The organism is Polaromonas sp. AER18D-145, assembly GCF_002379095.1.
Taxonomy (GTDB): Bacteria; Pseudomonadota; Gammaproteobacteria; order Burkholderiales; family Burkholderiaceae_C; genus Polaromonas.
Genome location: NZ_NBZV01000032.1, coordinates 23,574 through 40,702 on the forward strand (window position 1 = coordinate 23,574; position 17,129 = coordinate 40,702).

General features: G+C 60.4%; 15 protein-coding genes. 4 read left to right on the forward strand and 11 right to left on the reverse strand.

Annotation, left to right across the window (positions count from 1 at the left end; all coding sequences use genetic code 11):
- Positions 1 to 93: 93 nt before the first annotated feature.
- The 6 genes from B7G52_RS15635 to B7G52_RS15660 form a co-directional block, all read right to left on the reverse strand.
- Positions 94 to 636, reverse strand: coding sequence for a shikimate kinase (locus B7G52_RS15635; RefSeq protein WP_096698482.1), 543 nt, complete (start codon positions 634 to 636; stop codon positions 94 to 96).
- Between the two features lie 177 nt (positions 637 to 813).
- Complete coding sequence (pilQ, locus tag B7G52_RS15640) at positions 814 to 2,964, reverse strand: type IV pilus secretin PilQ (RefSeq protein WP_240523482.1); 2,151 nt, start codon at positions 2,962 to 2,964, stop codon at positions 814 to 816.
- The gene (locus tag B7G52_RS15645) at positions 2,961 to 3,521 is read right to left on the reverse strand and encodes a pilus assembly protein PilP (protein WP_096698483.1); all 561 of its coding nucleotides are present in this window, start codon (positions 3,519 to 3,521) and stop codon (positions 2,961 to 2,963) included. Before B7G52_RS15645 ends, pilQ begins: the two co-directional genes overlap by 4 nt.
- Positions 3,518 to 4,192 carry a type 4a pilus biogenesis protein PilO gene (locus B7G52_RS15650; protein ID WP_096698484.1) on the reverse strand — a complete coding sequence of 225 codons (675 nt, stop codon included), beginning with the start codon at positions 4,190 to 4,192 and terminating at the stop codon, positions 3,518 to 3,520. Before B7G52_RS15650 ends, B7G52_RS15645 begins: the two co-directional genes overlap by 4 nt.
- A gap of 27 nt (positions 4,193 to 4,219) precedes the next feature.
- Positions 4,220 to 4,879 carry a PilN domain-containing protein gene (locus B7G52_RS15655; protein ID WP_096698485.1) on the reverse strand — a complete coding sequence of 220 codons (660 nt, stop codon included), beginning with the start codon at positions 4,877 to 4,879 and terminating at the stop codon, positions 4,220 to 4,222.
- Complete coding sequence (locus B7G52_RS15660) at positions 4,876 to 5,955, reverse strand: pilus assembly protein PilM (protein WP_096698486.1); 1,080 nt, start codon at positions 5,953 to 5,955, stop codon at positions 4,876 to 4,878. The genes B7G52_RS15655 and B7G52_RS15660 overlap by 4 nt, the downstream gene beginning before the upstream one ends.
- Positions 5,956 to 6,222: 267 nt before the next feature.
- Between B7G52_RS15660 and B7G52_RS15665 the strand changes: the two genes are divergently transcribed.
- Positions 6,223 to 8,652 (forward strand): penicillin-binding protein 1A, encoded by a 2,430-nt coding sequence (locus B7G52_RS15665; protein ID WP_096698487.1) that lies wholly within the window; start codon positions 6,223 to 6,225, stop codon positions 8,650 to 8,652.
- Here B7G52_RS15665 and cyaY read toward each other — a convergent pair.
- A complete protein-coding gene (cyaY, locus tag B7G52_RS15670) occupies positions 8,642 to 8,998 on the reverse strand; it encodes an iron donor protein CyaY (protein ID WP_096698488.1) in 357 nt (118 codons plus the stop codon). The genes B7G52_RS15665 and cyaY overlap by 11 nt on opposite strands.
- A gap of 12 nt (positions 8,999 to 9,010) precedes the next feature.
- Here cyaY and B7G52_RS24485 point away from each other — a divergent pair, with 12 nt between their 5' ends.
- From B7G52_RS24485 to B7G52_RS15685, 3 genes are all read left to right on the forward strand, one after another.
- Positions 9,011 to 9,310, forward strand: a complete 300-nt coding sequence (locus B7G52_RS24485; protein WP_096698489.1) for a lipoprotein — start codon at positions 9,011 to 9,013, stop codon at positions 9,308 to 9,310.
- A gap of 11 nt (positions 9,311 to 9,321) precedes the next feature.
- Positions 9,322 to 10,611: a diaminopimelate decarboxylase gene (gene lysA, locus B7G52_RS15680; RefSeq protein ID WP_096698490.1), complete on the forward strand. Its 1,290-nt coding sequence runs from the start codon at positions 9,322 to 9,324 to the stop codon at positions 10,609 to 10,611.
- 85 nt (positions 10,612 to 10,696) lie between these two features.
- Positions 10,697 to 11,533, forward strand: a complete 837-nt coding sequence (locus B7G52_RS15685) for an MBL fold metallo-hydrolase (protein ID WP_096698491.1) — start codon at positions 10,697 to 10,699, stop codon at positions 11,531 to 11,533.
- 61 nt (positions 11,534 to 11,594) lie between these two features.
- On the opposite strand, the gene B7G52_RS15690 is transcribed toward B7G52_RS15685, so the two are convergent.
- The 4 genes from B7G52_RS15690 to B7G52_RS15705 form a co-directional block, all read right to left on the reverse strand.
- Positions 11,595 to 12,239 carry a sulfite oxidase heme-binding subunit YedZ gene (locus B7G52_RS15690; protein WP_096698492.1) on the reverse strand — a complete coding sequence of 215 codons (645 nt, stop codon included), beginning with the start codon at positions 12,237 to 12,239 and terminating at the stop codon, positions 11,595 to 11,597.
- A 68-nt stretch (positions 12,240 to 12,307) separates the two neighbouring features.
- Complete coding sequence (gene msrP / locus B7G52_RS15695) at positions 12,308 to 13,306, reverse strand: protein-methionine-sulfoxide reductase catalytic subunit MsrP (protein ID WP_096698493.1); 999 nt, start codon at positions 13,304 to 13,306, stop codon at positions 12,308 to 12,310.
- Between the two features lie 78 nt (positions 13,307 to 13,384).
- Positions 13,385 to 14,734: a c-type cytochrome biogenesis protein CcsB gene (gene ccsB, locus B7G52_RS15700; protein WP_096698494.1), complete on the reverse strand. Its 1,350-nt coding sequence runs from the start codon at positions 14,732 to 14,734 to the stop codon at positions 13,385 to 13,387.
- The gene (locus B7G52_RS15705; RefSeq protein ID WP_096698495.1) at positions 14,731 to 16,959 is read right to left on the reverse strand and encodes a cytochrome c biogenesis protein ResB; all 2,229 of its coding nucleotides are present in this window, start codon (positions 16,957 to 16,959) and stop codon (positions 14,731 to 14,733) included. The genes ccsB and B7G52_RS15705 overlap by 4 nt, the downstream gene beginning before the upstream one ends.
- Positions 16,960 to 17,129: the final 170 nt, after the last annotated feature.

The window sequence follows — 17,129 nt, forward strand, 5'->3', positions numbered from 1 at the left end:
GGCTCTGCTGGCTCGTACGGCGCCCTGTGGCCTGCATCACGGCGCTCCGCCGCACCGCGTTGAGTGGAGCTGGCGTCTGCAGCAGAGGGTGTGTCAGGCGCCGGGCGCGGGAAGGACACCCGCCAGCTCAAGCTGCATCACCACCATGTTGACCAGTGCCGCCACCGAAGGCCGCCCGGTTTCCACCACAAACCGGGCGCTTTCGCGGTACAGCGGGTCACGCAGCGCATAGAGCTCGCGCAAGCGCGCCAACGGGTCAGGCACCTGCAACAGTGGGCGATTCCGGTCGTGCTTCAAGCGGCGAAAAACCTCTTCGGGCGCCGAATGCAGGTACACCGCCTGCGTGCGCTGCTTCAAATGCTGGCGATTGGCCAGCCGCAACACCGACCCGCCACCCGTCGATAAAACGCAGGGCTCACCGAGCGTCAATTCGTCGATGACGCTTTGTTCAAGGTCACGGAAGGACTCCTCGCCCTCCCGCTCAAAAAACTCGCGGATGGACAGGCCGACGCGCTGCTCGATGACCTGGTCGGTGTCAATGAATGGTCGGCCGAGACGTCGGGCCAGTTGCCGTCCGATGGTGGACTTCCCCGATCCGGGAAGACCGACCAGTGCCACATGAGCAGGCCCGCTCATCAGCTTGTCCAGTCAGGATGAATCACGGCAACAAACAAGGAAGAAAGAAGGCGTTGTTGAACATATCTGCTGCGACCGGGTCTGAACAGGACTTGCCTGCACTGTACCCCCGGGAAACCGCAAGCCCGCAAAAACGAGCCGGGAGGCCATCCCGGCTTCGCGTCGCGCAGCCAACGCTCAGCGCAGGGGCGAACCGTTGGAAATCACTTTGGGCGAGATGAAGACCAGCAACTCGGACTTGTTGGCGGTACGCGTCCTGGTTTTAAACAGGTTGCCCACTCCCGGCAGATCGCCCAGCAACGGAACCTTGGTTACGTCCTCACGCTCGTTCTGCTCAAAAATGCCGCCAATCACCACCGTTCCGCCGTTTTCAACCAGCACCTGGGTCTGGATGTGTTTGGTATCGATCGCAAAACCGTTGGTCGTCGACCGGCCCACACTGTCCTTGTTCACGTCAACACTAAGAATGATGTTTCCTTCGGGCGTGATTTGCGGGGTCACCTCCAGCTTCAGGTTGGCCTTGCGGAAGGCGATGGAGGTCGCGCCACTGGAGGTCGCTTGCTGGTAGGGTAACTCGGTGCCTTGCTCGATCAGGGCCTTGACCTGGTCAGCCGTCACGATACGCGGGCTCGACACAATTTTGCCTTTGCCATCGGCTTCCATCGCTGAAATTTCAAGATTAATGAAGCGGGTGAGACTGGATTCAAATAATGAAATCGCAAAGGTGGCGGCACTGAATCCGTTTTGGCCAACACCGGGCAAGTTTACAAAATCTCCTGCAGTGGTTCCGATGTTTGAGCCCCGAATAGGTGGGTTGGTCGCAGAAAATTCTGGAGCAATATAGGTTGGGCCATACATGGAATTGCTGTTTCCATTAACACTGAAGGGACGCCCACCCAAACGAACACCCAAGGATTTTCCGAAAGTATCCGCGGCTTCCACAATACGCGCCTCAATCAGGACCTGCCGCACGGGAATGTCTATTTTCGCAATGAAACTCTGCACTTGTTCCAGCTTGGAGGGAATGTCGGTCACAAACAGCTGGTTGGTTCTGGCCTCGGCAATCGCGCTGCCGCGGTTGGACAGGATGCGGGCACTGGTCGGCCCGGTGCCGCCCGCCGTGATTTGGGCACCGATATCTGCTGCCTTTGCGTAGTTGATCTGGAAAGATTGCGTGCGCACAGACTCCAAGCTCTGAATCGCGTTACGCGATTCCAAGTCAAGTTTATCTTTCGCAGCCAGCTCATCCTTGGGCGCAATCAGCAACACATTGCCGGTTTTTCGCCTGTCCAGACCTTTGGCCTGCAGAATGATGTCCAGCGCCTGGTCCCAGGGCACATCCTTGAGGCGCAAGGTCACGGTCCCGGTGACGCTGTCCGAGGTCACAATATTGAAACCGGTGAAGTCGGCAATGACTTGCAGCAGAGAACGAACTTCAATGCTCTGGAAATTCAGGGAAAGTTTTTCACCGGTGTAGCCCGGCCCCTGTGACAGCTTGGACTCATCCACTTTTTGCTGGCGGACTTCCAGCACAAACTGGTTGTCGCTCTGGTAAGCACTGTGTTCCCACGACCCTTTGGGTTCGACGACCATGCGAACCTTGTCCCCCAGCTGGGAAGTGGTCACGCTTTGAACCGGCGTGCCGAAGTCGGACACATCCAGCCGGCGACGCAAGCCCTCGGGCAAGGCGGTTTTCAGGAATTCCACCACCAGGGTCTGCCCCTGCTGGCGGATGTCGACGCCCACCTGGTTATTGGCGAGATCGACCACAATGCGGCCGGAAGCGTCCGTGCCCCGTCGGAAATCGATGTCTTTCAGCGGCAAGGTGTCGCGGTTGCGATTCTCGGCGAAAACAGGTGCCACGGCGGGTGAGGGTGTGGCAACGGCGACCGGGTCCAGCGTGATCAGCAAGGATTTCCCCTGAATCTGCGCCGTGTAGGCCGTCGAAGCCTTCAGATTGAGGACAACGCGCGTTCTTTCGCCGGCCTGGACCACGTTGGCGGACCGAAGATTGCCCAGGTTCAGGTCAAGGGCCGAGCGGCCCATGGAGTTGCTGACGCCAGGAAAATCAAGCGCAATCCGTGCGGGGGACTGAATCGTGAAGCCAGTGGGAACTGTGGTCAGGGCTTCTTTCAGGTCGATACGAATAACTTCAGAGCCTCCCTGGACGGAACCCGACACCGCCTCGATGGCATTGGGCGCCTGGGCCCATGCCTGCGTTGCCAGCGCGAGCGTCACCCAGGCCGTCGCGATGGCCAGGCCACCCGATATCCGCGACCACGCACCCCGCACCGGGACTGCCTGCATCGTCCATGCATTCTTGTTCATTTCGACCCCTCTTGAAGCTGTAAAGTCGCTGTCCGCTCTAACCACTCGCCTGCAGCGTCCTGCACAATTTCCCGCAGGGCGACCTCAGTCTCAGAAATTTTTGTGATGCGCCCGTAGTTCTGGCCCAGGTAGTTGCCCACCCGCACCTGGTAAAGCAAGTTATCCACCCGCACCAGCGCCACTGGCTGGCCCTGCTTGATCAGGCTGCCCACCATGGCGACCGCATCGAGTGGCATGGCTTCCAAAGGCTCTTTGCGTCGGCTCAATTCAGGCGCAATCAGGCCGGCGTTGGCAGTCGCCCGATTGGAGTCGCGGTTCAGCGCCTGCGTCAATTTCTGGGGACTAAAGGGCTCGACAGCCCCCTCCTGGGTATACGCCTGCGGTGAAAATTTGGTGGGCTCCGGCAAGGGTTCCACTTTGGGTTTTGTCAGGTTGCGTTGCTCGGTCATCCACTGCTGTAACTCCTCCTGCTCGGAAGAACTGCACGCTGTCAGAACCAAACACACCACGGCTGTAGACACCAGCGTAAACGCCTTTTCAATACCTGTCCGCTTCATTTTTTGGGGCCTTTCGCGGGCGCCGCTTTACGCTGCAAGGCAACTTCTTCGGGATCCAGATAACGGAATGTCTTGGCGGTGGTGTCCATGCTCATCATCCCGTCCTTGACCGGAGTAATCGTCATGTTGTTGAGCGTCACAATGCGCGACAGGTTGGCGATATCAGCTGCAAAAGCACCGATATCGTGATAACGCCCAGACACCTTGATCGCAATGGGCAGTTCCGCGTAATACTCCTTGACGCTGACCTGCCCGGGTCGAAACAGCTCAAACTGCAGACTCCGGCCCAGTCCGGCCTGGTTGATATCCGACAGCAGGGCATCCATTTCAGCCTTGCTCGGCAGCTGCTTCTCCAACTGGGTCACATACTGCTGCACCTGTTCACGCTGCTCCTTCAAAGCCTCCAGATTGACCGCTTGCGCCAGTTTCTTCTTGAAATCTTCGCGCAACTGCACTTCTTTGGCCTGTTCTGCCTTGAATTCCTCGTCAGAATCGGCGAGCCATACAAACCAGAGCGCAACCACCACGGCGGCGGTCACAAACACACACAGAAGAAAACGAGGGAACGCCGGCCAGGACGACGGGTCATTCGGGTTGAGGCCGACAAACTGCGCCTTCAGATCGTCCTGAAGCGCAGAGAAATTCACATTGAATTTGGGTTTACGTGCCATAGTCAGTGTTTGTTCCGGACCGGTTGGTCAGCTCTTGGCCGCAATCGGGCTTGGCAGGGCGGGCTTGCCCGCGGCGGCGCCGGAAGGCCCCGCCGCTGATGCGGCAGCGGCAGCTTTCTGCACATCCGTGGCCCGTTTGAGCCCCACACGCATCGAAAAATTCGCCACACGCCTTTGGTCGCGTGCGCCCAGCGTGATTGTTCTGCCCGTGATTTCAATCAGCTCGGGCCGGGTCAGCCAGGGGCTGTTGTTGCCCAGATTGCGCAGCAACTCGGAGACCCGCTCATTGGACTGAGCCACACCCGTCAACAACACCACCTGGTTCTCTTGTTTCATGCTGGTGACGTAAACACCGTCAGGCAATTGCCTGACCAGCTCATCGAGCAGGTAAACCGGCAGATTCCGGTTGCCCTGCAGGTCTTCCACCGCCATTTGTCGGGCACGCAAGGCGGCAATTTCCTGCTGAAGGCCCGCAATTTCCTTGATCTGGTTCTCAAGACGGGTAATTTCGGTTTTCAGAAACGTATTCTTGCCCTGCTGCCCCGAAATTTGGGCCTGATACCAGGAATAAACCGCGCCACAGAGTAGAACGCCGGCAACGGCGGCAACACCCAAGGCGACGAAGAAAGCCTCGCGGCGGCGTTTGCGCGCCGCTTCGCGGTGGGGAAGCAGATTGACCAGAATCACTGGAAAAACCTCCGCAAAGCCAATCCACAAGCGGTCAGATAAGACGCTGCTTCACGCTTCACTTTGCTCTCCCTTACATTGTTGCCCAGAACCATGCCTTCAAAGGGATTGGCGACCATGCAGGCAAATGAGGTCTGCTGGGTCACCGCTTCGGTCAATCCCGGCAATGCCGACGAGCCGCCCGCCAGCATCACGTAATCCACCTTGTTGTGTGGCGTGCTGGTAAAAAAGAACTGGAGCGCGCGGCCAATTTCCTGCGCCATGCTGTCGACAAAGGGCTTGAGCACGCTGGCATCGTAGTCATCCGGCAGGTCCCCGCTGCGCTTTTTCCCTTCGGCCTCTTCCGGAGAAAAACCATACTGGCGCACGATCAACTGAGTCAGCTGAGCCCCGCCAAAAGCCTGGTCGCGCTCATAAAGCACCTCATCGTTCTTGATGACCTGCATGCTGGTGGTCAGGGCACCGACTTCGAACAGGGCCACCATGGTGTCCAGGCCCTTGTTCGGCAGGTTTTCGATCAACCGGGCTGTCGCCAGCCGTGAAGCGTAGGATTCCACATCCACCACCACCGGCTTTAGACCTGCCGCCTCGGCCAAGCCCTGCCTGTCGTTGACTTTTTCCTTGCGGGATGCGGCGATCAGCACCTCCACGTCACCCGCCGAGCTGGCGCTGGGGCCTATGACACAAAAATCAAGACTGACTTCATCCAGCGAAAAGGGGATGTATTGGTTGGCCTCGGCCTCGACCTGGATCTCCAGCTCCTGCTCGCTCATTCCGCCAGGCAGGATGATTTTCTTGGTGATCACGGCCGACGCGGGCAAGGCCATGGCCACATTTTTGGTGCGTGTCCCGCTCTTTTTGACCAGTCGGCGCACGGCCTCGGCAACTTCGTCAAATTTTTCGACGTTGCCGTCAGTGATCCAGCCCCGCTCCAGGGGCTCAATGGCGCACCGGTCCAGCACCAGGTTGCCGGCCTTGTCGCGGCTGAGCTCCACCAGCTTGACGCTGGACGAACTGATGTCCAGACCCAACAAGGCTGACGATTGACGGTTGATTAAAGACCCCAGAGAGATCAAAACGGTCCCCAGATGACGGCTAATATGTAGCCCTACAAACTTAAGAAATCACTTGAATGCTATCAGTAAGGTCCTTGTACAACAAAGGATTTTCCGGTTTTAGCTTACTATCACCGTTGTCAAAAGTTGACGCTTTCGATAGCTTGGCCGGGTTGGTGCCGGCGCGGCGACAAGGCCACAATTGCAAAATGTGAAATTCCTGACAACCTGCCAAGTCTTCCAGCATCGGGGGTTTTTACAATGCTGGCGCGAACTTACGTTAAACCCATGCCGTCAAATTCATCGACTTCCGAATCCCGTCCTTCCTCTGCCCACCGGCTGCCCTGGCTGCCCAAGCTGCTCAAGGTCTTCGCATGGGGCCTGGGTCTGGCGCTGGCCGGCCTTGCCTCACTTCTGATCATCATTGCGGTTGCGCTGGCGGTCGCCTACCCGAACCTGCCGGATGTGTCCGATTTGCTGGACTACCGTCCCAAGCTGCCTCTGCGCGTCTATTCAGCGGATGCCGTTCTGATTGGCGAGTTTGGCGAGGAGCGCCGTAACCTGACACCGATAGGCGAGATACCCAAAGTGATGAAGGATGCGGTGCTGGCCATTGAGGATGCGCGCTTCTTCTCCCATGGCGGGGTTGATTACATCGGCGTGATCCGGGCCGGCCTCGCCAATGTGGGTCGGGCCAAGAGTCAGGGCGCCTCGACCATCACCATGCAGGTCGCCCGCAACGTCTACCTGTCTACCGAAAAGAGCTACACGCGGAAGATCTACGAGATTCTGCTGACCTTCAAGCTGGAACACCTGCTGAGCAAGGACCAGATTCTGGAGATCTACATGAACCAGATTTTCCTGGGACAACGTGCTTATGGCTTTTCCGCCGCGTCCGAGATCTATTTCGGCAAGCCGCTGAAATCCATCAGCATTGCGGAGGCTGCCATGCTCGCGGGCCTGCCCAAGGCCCCGTCCGCCTACAACCCGGTCAGCAACCCCAGGCGGGCCAAGGCGCGCCAGCTCTACATCATTGAGCGCATGGAAGAAAACGGATTTATCACGCCGGAACAGGCAGTGGCAGCCAAAAACGAGGACATCAAGGTTAAATCCGGCCCTGACGCAGGGCGGGTACATGCCGAATTCGTGGCGGAAACCGCGCGCCAGCTGGTGTACAGCCAGTATGGCGACGAAACCTACACGCGCGGCCTCAATGTCTTTACCACCTTGCGGGCTGCCGACCAGGCCATGGCCTACAAGGCGCTGCGCAAAGGCATCATGGATTATGAAAGGCGGCAGATCTACCGCGGCCCCGAGAAATTCATTGCCCTGTCCAGCGATCCCCGGGAAAACGAAGACGCGATTGATGATGCACTGGCCGAGAGTCCGGACAACGATGATGTGATGTCGGCGGTGGTCCTGGAAGCCGGCCCGAAAAAAATCGTGGCACTTCGCCAGAACAGCGAAACCATTGAAATCACTGGCGACGGTCTCAAACCGGCCCAGTCGGGCCTGTCCGAAAAGGCGGCTCCCAACATCAGGATCCGTCCCGGCGCCCTGATCCGCGTGACCAAAACGCCCAAAAACACCTGGGAAATCACGCAACTCCCGGAGGTCGAGGGCGCTTTCGTGGCAATTGACCCGCGCAACGGCGCCATCCGGGCACTGGTCGGCGGCTTCGACTACGAGAAAAACAAGTTCAACCATGTGACGCAGGCCTGGCGCCAGCCCGGCTCCAGCTTCAAGCCGTTTATCTATTCAGCCGCCCTCGAAAAAGGCTTCACCCCGGCGACGGTCGTTAACGACGCCCCCCTGTTTTTTGATGCCGGCGTCACCGGCGGCCAGCCTTGGGAGCCCAAAAATTACGACGGCACCTTCGAAGGCCCGATGAGCCTGCGCCGAGGTCTGGCCAAGTCAAAAAACATGATTTCCATCCGGATACTGCAGGCCATAGGTCCCAAATATGCCCAGGAATGGGTTACCCGGTTTGGTTTTGACGGCGAGAAGCACCCCGCCTATCTGACGATGGCCTTGGGTGCCGGCTCGGTGACACCGCTGCAAATGGCCTTGGGCTATTCGGTGTTTGCCAATGGCGGCTACCGCGTCAATCCCCATCTGATCACCAAAATCACCGACCAGAAAGGCAAGGTCGTGGTCGACAGCCCGGCGCCGACACTCGACGAGTCAGCGCGTGGCATCGAAGCGCGCAACGCCTTCATCATGTCCAACCTCTTGCAGGAAGTAGCCCGCAGCGGCACCGCCGCCCGGGCCCAGGCGACCCTGAAACGGCCCGACCTCTATGGCAAAACCGGCACCACCAACGATTCGATCGACACCTGGTTTGTGGGCTTTCAGCCGACCCTCACCGCGGCCGTGTGGATGGGCTACGACACGCCGAAAAAACTCGGTGATCGGGAAACCGGGGGCGGCTTGAGCTTGCCGGTCTGGATCAACTTCATGGAATACGCGCTCAAAGGCGTGCCAGTGACCGAGTTTTCAGCGCCCGAGGGTGTGGTCAATATCGGCGGTGAGTGGTTTTATGACGAATACGCCAAAGGTTCCGGCATCAGCAGCGTGGGGCTGGGAAGCCGCCCCGCCGCCACCGGCGCCGGTGTGGACAACCCGGTCACCGGCCAACCAGTGCCGCCTGGCGCCGTCATCCAGACCCCGCCACCGAGCGACGAACGCCGCCGGATTCTGGATCTGTTCAAGAACTAGCGGAGCGCGCGCCTGACGGTGCGCTGAACACCAGCGGCTGACCGGCCTGTGCGCTGGCGTAACGCGAGAGCTCCGCAAACAGCGCGCTGCCGTCCTTGGTGTCGGTCCACTGGCCCTGGCTGAACCGGTAATGAAAACCACCGGCGCGGGCGGCCATCCAGATTTCCTGAAGCGGCTTCTGGAGATTGATGATGATCTGGCTGCGGTCGGCAAAAGTCAGCGTGATCATGCCCCCGGTCCTCTGGTTGTCGACGTCGGCATCGGTTTCGTCGTTGATGCGGTCACACGCCATTTCAATCGCCTTGAGGGCGGCTTCGGCATGGTCCAGATATTCCAGGTCGGTCATTACAATCCCATCATGTTTGCAAGATTTCAAATCCAGCGTCAAATTCTAGGCCGCCGTCAGGCTGCCTCCTGCGCTCATGGCCTTTCAATCGTCGCCGCAGCCCTGGCCATTGCAATGGGTCTTGCGGCTTGCGGCCAGAAGGGTCCCCTCTTTCTCCCGCCGCCACCCAAGGCGCGCCCGGCGGGCATGGCCCCTTTTGCAGCGCCAACACCCGCCGCCGCCGCCAGCGCACCGGAAAGCGCCCCAGCCACCCCGAGCGATCTGCCGGCACCGCCACCCGCATCCGGTCCCGCCACCTTGCCGCTGCGATGAAAGCACCGGCCATGAACACTACGGCATCGACCGCCCTGCCAGGCGCACCCCAGCTGGCCTACCGCCAGGACGGCCTGTACCTCGAAGCGGCCCGCCTCGATGACCTGGCCAGCCAGTACGGCACACCGCTGTTCGTGTACTCCAAAGCTGCCATGCTGGCGGCCCTGGCAGCCTACCAGCAGGGCTTTGCCGGACGCGATGCGCAGATCTGCTACGCCATGAAGGCCAACTCCTCGCTGGGCGTGCTGCAGGTGTTTGCCCGTGCCGGCTGTGGCTTTGACATTGTTTCCGGCGGCGAGCTTGAGCGGGTGCTGGCGGCCGGCGGCGATATGCGCAAAGTCATTTTTTCCGGGGTCGGTAAAACACGCTCGGAAATGCGGCAGGCCCTGACCGCCGGCATCGGCTGCTTCAATGTCGAGAGTGAGGCCGAACTGGATGTGCTGTCTGGGGTGGCGCTGGCCATGGGCCGCATCGCGCCTGTCAGCATTCGCGTCAACCCCAATGTCGACCCGAAAACCCACCCCTATATCTCGACCGGCCTCAAGGGCAACAAGTTCGGCGTGGCGCATGAGGATGCGCTGCGGATCTACCGATACGCGGCGTCGCTTGCAGGCTTGCAGGTGGTCGGGATCGACTGCCACATCGGCTCGCAGATCACCGAGACCACGCCTTACCTGGACGCCATGGACCGGATACTCGACCTGGTTGACAGCATCGAAGCGGCGGGCATCACGATTGAACACATCGACTTTGGCGGCGGCCTGGGCATCAATTACAACCAGGACGCACCGCCCGCGGCGGATGCGCTCTGGCAGGAACTGCTGGCGAAACTGGATGCACGCGGCCATGGCGGCAAAAAGCTGATGGTCGAGCCGGGCCGCTCGCTGGTGGGCAATGCCGGCGTCTGCCTGACCGAGGTGCTTTACCTCAAGCCCGGTGAACAGAAAAATTTCTGCGTGATCGACGCCGCGATGAACGACCTGCCGCGTCCCGCCATGTACCAGGCGTTTCACGCGATCGTGCCGCTGGAGCCGCACCGGGACAGGCAGCAGGCGTCTTACGATGTGGTCGGCCCGGTCTGCGAAAGCGGCGACTGGATAGGCCGTGACCGCACGCTGGCTGTGGCTGCCGGCGATCGTCTGGCCGTACTTTCAGCGGGGGCCTACTGCATGAGCATGGCCAGCAACTACAACACCCGGGGCCGTGCCGCCGAGGTGCTGGTCGATGGTGAACAAACCCACCTCATCCGCGAGCGCGAAACAGCGGCCGACACCTTCCGCGGCGAAAAATTGTTGCCATGAGGGCGACGTCTCTTGATGCCCATCAAGAGACGTCTGCAGAGGTGGAAGTACAGTCGGTTTTTTCCAATCGACGTTACGCACGCATATGCCTCTGGAACTTTATCGCGACAAGAATCACGCCTGTCTGATGTTCACCGACCTCATCGAGGAAGATGGACAAGCCGTCCAGGCCAACCAGTTCCTCATCGTCGATAACGGCACGGGCGCCATCATTGATCCCGGCGGCAACCTGGCCTACAACGAACTGTTCATGGGCATGACGCAGCATTTTCCGCCGCACAAGCTGTCCTACATCATCGCTTCGCATGCCGACCCCGACATCATCGCCTCGCTGGATCGCTGGCTGAGCAGCACCCAGGCCATGCTGGTGATTTCACGGGTGTGGGAGCGTTTCGTTCCGCATTTCACCAAGGTCGGCAAGACCGACAAACGCGTGATCGGCGTGCCCGACGGTGGCGGGCGCCTGCCTCTGGGCAGCCATGAATTGTGGTTGATCCCGGCGCACTTCATGCACTCCGAAGGCAATTTTCACTTCTACGATCCGGTCAGCCGCATCCTGTTCACGGGCGATCTCGGGGTGTCGATGATGTCCGGCGCCCAGGCGCGCCAACCGGTCACCAGCCTCAAGCCGCACATTCCCCTGATGGAAGGTTTCCACCGGCGCTACATGGTCTCGAACAAGATCCTGCGGCTGTGGGTCAACATGGTGCGTCCCATGGACATCGCCATGCTGGTGCCGCAACATGGCGCGCCCATCGTCGGCAAGCAGGCCGTGAACGAATTTTTCGACTGGGTTGAAAACCTGATGTGCGGGATCGACCTGTTTGACGATCGCGCTTACCAGCTGCCTGTGGCAAGCATCGATCCGGTCTCACGCCAGACCCGGGCGCCGCTGCGTGCCGTGAACGCCCAGGCTTCATGAAAAAACCTGCACAAGCCCTTATCAGTTGTGCGCCGTCAGCTCCTGAATCAGGAGCAGTCAGTCACTGCAGGCGCGCTGCTGTGGCAGGACGGGGAGCCGCCGGACGCTTGCGCCGCCCCCAGCGCTGCCATGCGCGCCAGCCCAGCAGGGCCGCGATGATGGACGCGTAAACCGCCACCTCGGCAAAATCATTTTTTCCTGAGCGCATCCAGAAAAAATGCAGAAGGCCCAGGCCCGCAATCAGGTACACCAGCTTGTGCAGCATCTGCCAGCGCTTCGCACCGAGCCGGCGGATGGCTGCATTGAAGGAGGTCGCAGCCAGCGGTGTCAGCAGCAGGAAAGCGGCAAATCCCACCAGAATGAACGGCCGCTTGATGATGTCCCTGACGATGTCGGCCACCTCAAAGCCCATGTCGAACCAGCTGTAGCTGAGCAGGTGGACCAGCACGTAAAAATAGACAAACAGCCCCAGCATGCGGCGAAAACGCGCCAGCGCGGGCGTGTTGCTGATCACCCGCAGCGGCGTGACGGCCAGCACGATACACAGGAAACGCAGGGTCCAGTCGCCCGTTGCCCGGATCAGCGCTTCCGCGGGGTTGGCGCCCAGCTGGTTGGTCAACGCGCTGTAGAACAGCCAGATAAAAGGCAACAGGCAGGCAATGAAGACCGCGGGCTTGGCCGCAGGATGGAGGAGAAGTTTTTTCATGGTTGAAAGCCGGATCGGCGCCGGGGTGCCGGACCAGAGGTCAGGTCCTGGCGCGCCCCGGCTGCGAATCAATAAAACTTCTTCAGATCCATACCCGCATACAACTGCCCCACCTGGGCCTCGTAGCCATTGAACATCAGGGTTTTGCGTTTCTTGGCAAACAGGCCATCTTCGCCAATACGGCGCTCGGTCGCCTGGCTCCAGCGCGGATGGTCCACGGACGGATTCACATTGGAATAAAACCCGTATTCGTTGGCAGCCGCCTTGTTCCACGCGGTACGCGGTTCCTTGTCGGTAAAGCGGATCTTGACAATGCTCTTGCCGCTCTTGAAACCGTATTTCCATGGCACCACCAGGCGCACCGGCGCACCGCTCTGGTTGGGCAGCACTTCGCCGTACATGCCGAAGCTCAACAGGGTCAGCGGGTGCATCGCCTCGTCCATGCGCAGTGCCTCCACATAGGGCCAGTCCAGCACACGCGAGCCGACAAACGGCATGGTCTTGGGGTCGGCCTGGGTGATGAACTCGACATATTTGGCGTTACCCAGCGGCTCGACCTTCTTGATCAGCTCCGCCAGCGAATAGCCGACCCAGGGAATCACCATGGACCAGCCTTCCACGCAGCGCAGGCGGTAAATGCGTTCTTCTTGGGCGCTGAGCTTGATCAGGTCTTCGATGGCATAAGTCCTCGGCTGCTTGACCAGGCCTTCGATGGCCACCGTCCAGGGCTTGGTCACCAGGGTGTGGGCATTTTTCGCCGGGTCCGACTTGTCGGTACCGAATTCATAGAAGTTGTTGTAGCTGGTGACGTCCTTGTAGTCCGTCACTTTCTCCATCGTGACCGCGCCCGCCACCCCCGACTTGGCACCGGGCAAAGCAGCCAGCTTCCCGGGTTTGGTCACAGCCTGCGCCATCGCTTCACGACCGGCCCAGGAGGCGATGGTCGCACCGGCGGCGCCAGTGGCCATCAGCTTGATCAGGTTGCGCCGCTGCTGGTAAACGCCCTGGGGCGTGATGTCGCTGGGAACGGCGTGGTCGAAGCCACTGTGGTCGGTCTTGAGCAGCATGGTGTGTCCTTGTTATGTCGTGGATGGTTGAAGGTTAGTCTTGGTACGCAGCCACTTCTTACAAGGATTCAACCCCGGCTACAAGGTTCCGTAACTGTGCAGGCCCGACAGGAACATGTTCACCCCCAGGAAAGCAAAGGTGGTGACGGCCAGCCCCACCAGGGCCCACCAGGCGGCCACGGTACCGCGCAGGCCCTTCATCAGCCGCATGTGCAGCCAGGCCGCGTAGTTGAGCCACACGATCAATGCCCAGGTTTCCTTGGGGTCCCAACTCCAGTAACCGCCCCAGGCCTCGGCCGCCCACAAGGCGCCAAGCACGGTGGCGATGGTGAAAAACGCAAAACCGACGGCAATGGCCTTGTACATCACGTCGTCGAGCACCTCGGCGCTCGGCAGGCGTGCCGCAATGCGCTGGCGGCCCAGCAAAATGGCGGCGGCGATCAGGCCGGAGACCAGCAGGTAACCGAGCCAGTAATTGGTCCCCCCGATTTCGGTCGACTTGCGAAACACAATCGGCACAAAACACAGGACCACGCCCAGCAGCCAGAGTGGTGTCAGTCTGTACCAGCGGGTCTCCAGTGCCTGCTGTTTGATCAGGTAAGCCAGCGACACCATGGCCGCCAGCGAGAACATGCCGTAACCGATGAAGTTGGCAGGCACATGCAATTTCATCCACCAGCTCTTGAGGGCCGGCACCAGTGGCTGGATTTCATGCGCCTCGCGGACCACGGTGTACCAAAGCAGAAAACCCACGGCCGCACTGACCACCAGCATCACAAACGCACCCATGGTGCGGGTCTTGTACTGCGCTTCGAAATAAAGGTAGAACGCTGCGGTCATCCAGCTGAACAGCACGAACACCTCGTACAGGTTGCTGACCGGAATGTGGCCAACATCGGTACCGATAAGGTAACTTTCGTACCAGCGCACCATGGTGCCGACCAGTGCCATGCCCACAGCCACCCAGGCAATCCGCGAGCCCAGCAATTCCATCGTGCCGCTCTGCCCGCGGGCGAACATGCCTATCCAGTAAAACGCGGTGCTCATGAAAAACAGCACACTCATCCACAGGATGGCCGACTGGCTGGACAGGAAATACTTGAGCCAGAACACCTGTTCGGCGCGTGCCAGATCGCCCTGGTAGGACACGATGCCGAGCAGGGAAAAGCCCGCCACCAGCAGCATCAGCGCGCGCAGCGGACGCCAGAACCAGCCCATCGCGATCACGGCAGGAATCGCGCCCAGCAAAATGCCTTTTTCATAGACATCCATGAAAGCGCTGTACCGGACAAAACCGTACAGACCGCCAGCCAGGGCGATGGCCGCAAAAATCCAGTCCAGCGCATTGCGCTTGGCGAAATAGCCTTCCTGCAGGCTGATGGTGGTCGCGTCCGTGGTGCGCGAGTTCAGGGTGGTGGTGGTGTTCATCGTGGCACCTGTAAAAGTTTGGTTTTCAGCATTTCGAATTCCTTGCCGCCGTCCATGGTCTGGCGGTTGGTCGACATGGCCATGGTCGCCTGGCTGCCTGCGCCCGATTCTGGCCCCTTTTCCAGCCCTTTTCCGGGCTCCGCCGAATCCGCACCGTCTCCCGCTGGCGCCAGCCAGACCCAGAGGCGGCGCTCGCGCACATACAGCATGGCGAAGATGCCCAGAATCAGCAGGGCGCAACCGAGGTAGACAATGTTTCTCCCGGGTGCACGCGCCACCTGGAAGACACTGGCCTGCAATTGGGTGAAGTCCTTCAGCTCAAACGCCATGGGCGCCGGGTAATGGTGGGCATCACTGAGGGACAACACGGCCTGTGCCATGAAAGCCTGGGTTTTTTCGTCGCGCGGCAGCGGCGGCAAGCCGTTTTGCTCCCGCGTGAGCTGCGCCAGCTCGAACAACACGCCGTTGAGAATGCGCACCAGCACTTCACCGGCGCGGTTGCGCTCGTCTTCCGGCACATTGGTTTCCATGAAGTCGGAAATCGCCTGCAGCCCGGCCAGCGGCTTGGCCTGGGCGCCGCCCGCCGGCTGGTCGGGGCCGGCGAACAGGGCCAGTGCCCGCGACGCGGACGCGGACAACTGCGCTGCCAGATCGGGCCGGTCCGTCGCGATGGCCTGTCGCACATAACGCTGGACGGCTTTGTCGCGCTGGGCCGGGTCGGCCAGCGCGCGACGCAGGCGCAAGAAACCCTCCATGCTGCCCTGCTCGTCGGCAGGGATACGCAGGTACTGGAAAGGCTCGGCCGGGGTTTCGCGCACACCCAGCAAGAACAGCGCCGGGCTGAACTCGGCTGCGTCCATCTTGACCGGCAGCATGTAGTTGTGAAACTCCCTGGCCTGGCCGGACGCGTCGCGCAGCTTGTAGGTCACGCTGGGGCCAACGTTGCGCAGTTCTTTCTTTTCGCGGGTCTTGTTGGCCGCGCCCAGGCGTGCATCGAGGGCTTGGCGCAAATCGACCTTGCGCACATCCGCGCCCGACGTCGCGCCCATGCTGCCCGAGCCACCAAAATTCTCGACGTTGATGACACGCAGCGCGGTGTACTCCAGCGTCATCTTTTCGGCCCCGTTGGTCAGGCTGCTGGAGCCGCCAATCGTGCCCTGAATTTCAAAAGCCTTGCTGGCCACCTGGCTGCCGGTGGCCAGCGGCACCGCCTTGAGGGTGACGCTGGAACCACCGTCGTCAAAACTGGACTGGTAGATTTCGATGCCCTTGTGGCGGGCCGGATGGTTGACCTCGACACGGGCCGGGATTTTCTCGCCGGTTTCCTTGTCGTGAATCACGATCTCGCTGGCAAACAGCTTGGGCATGCCGGTCGAGTAGTACTCAACAATGAATTTTTTCAGTTCCACCGCAAAAGGCAGATCCTGCAGCAGAACGCCGCCGGGCTGGTTCAGGATGGCGGTGCTTGACTGCGTGCCCTCGGCGACCAGCAGGTTGGCGCGGAAGGTGGGGTTGCGCTCGCTCAGCCGGTGCTGGGCCGGCACATCGGCAATCAGTCCGCCGCCGGCGTACACCGTCTTGTTGTTGAACCACATCTGCGCACGCACGATTAGATCGCCATCGAGCAGGCCGCCCACACACACCAGGACAATGGCACTGTGCGCCGCAATGTAACCGAGCTTGTTGGCGGCACCCGCCTTGGCCGCCACCATCCAGCCTTCGCCGCCGGACGTGGTTCTCTGCTGCAGCTTGACCTTCCAGCCGCCCTGCACCAGCGTCTGCCCAATGCGCCGCGCGGCCGCTTCAGGCCCTTCCTCCAGCGCCGCTTCGGCGCGGTGTCCGAAAGCCTTGAGGCTTTGTTCGCGGATGTTTTCCTTCAGCTGGTTCAGGTCGGCGAGGATTTTCGGGGTGTTGCGGCTGATGCACAGGGAGGTGGAGATCACCAGGAAGGCCAGGATCAGCATGAACCACCAGGCGCTGTACACCGTGTACAGGCTGACGGCGCCAAACACCTGGGCCCAGAACGGGCCGAACTGGTTGACGTAATTGCCGATCGGCTCCTGCTGCTTGAGCACCGTGCCGATGACAGAGGCGATGCAGATCACCGTGAGCAGCGAGATGGAAAAGCGCATCGACGACAGCAACTCCACGGTGGAGCGCAGGGCGTGCGAGCCCGCCTTGAGCCTCAGGCCGTGGGTGGAAACTGCGTGGCTGGGAACGGTCATGCGTGGTGGTGTTCGGTAGAGCGGCAATAAAAAAGGCGGGCCTTCTGAAAAAGACCCGCCCTGTATGGAGTGATTATTCTGGCTGGGGTTCAATACAAACTGGGCGAGCCCCTGTATTTTCCGGGGAAACAGGTTTCACCTTTCCCCCAGCCAAGGATTCCATGGATTTT

Bases quoted from the DNA above. Each gene is read 5' to 3' on its own strand.
- B7G52_RS15635 (WP_096698482.1), bottom strand. From the start codon at position 636: ATGAGCGGGCCTGCTCATGTGGCACTGGTCGGTCTTCCCGGATCGGGG.
- pilQ (WP_240523482.1), bottom strand. From the start codon at position 2,964: ATGAACAAGAATGCATGGACGATGCAGGCAGTCCCGGTGCGGGGTGCG.
- B7G52_RS15645 (WP_096698483.1), bottom strand. From the start codon at position 3,521: ATGAAGCGGACAGGTATTGAAAAGGCGTTTACGCTGGTGTCTACAGCC.
- B7G52_RS15650 (WP_096698484.1), bottom strand. From the start codon at position 4,192: ATGGCACGTAAACCCAAATTCAATGTGAATTTCTCTGCGCTTCAGGAC.
- B7G52_RS15665 (WP_096698487.1), top strand. From the start codon at position 6,223: ATGCCGTCAAATTCATCGACTTCCGAATCCCGTCCTTCCTCTGCCCAC.
- cyaY (WP_096698488.1), bottom strand. From the start codon at position 8,998: ATGACCGACCTGGAATATCTGGACCATGCCGAAGCCGCCCTCAAGGCG.
- B7G52_RS24485 (WP_096698489.1), top strand. From the start codon at position 9,011: ATGTTTGCAAGATTTCAAATCCAGCGTCAAATTCTAGGCCGCCGTCAG.
- lysA (WP_096698490.1), top strand. From the start codon at position 9,322: ATGAACACTACGGCATCGACCGCCCTGCCAGGCGCACCCCAGCTGGCC.
- B7G52_RS15685 (WP_096698491.1), top strand. From the start codon at position 10,697: ATGCCTCTGGAACTTTATCGCGACAAGAATCACGCCTGTCTGATGTTC.
- B7G52_RS15690 (WP_096698492.1), bottom strand. From the start codon at position 12,239: ATGAAAAAACTTCTCCTCCATCCTGCGGCCAAGCCCGCGGTCTTCATT.
- msrP (WP_096698493.1), bottom strand. From the start codon at position 13,306: ATGCTGCTCAAGACCGACCACAGTGGCTTCGACCACGCCGTTCCCAGC.
- ccsB (WP_096698494.1), bottom strand. From the start codon at position 14,734: ATGAACACCACCACCACCCTGAACTCGCGCACCACGGACGCGACCACC.
- B7G52_RS15705 (WP_096698495.1), bottom strand. From the start codon at position 16,959: ATGACCGTTCCCAGCCACGCAGTTTCCACCCACGGCCTGAGGCTCAAG.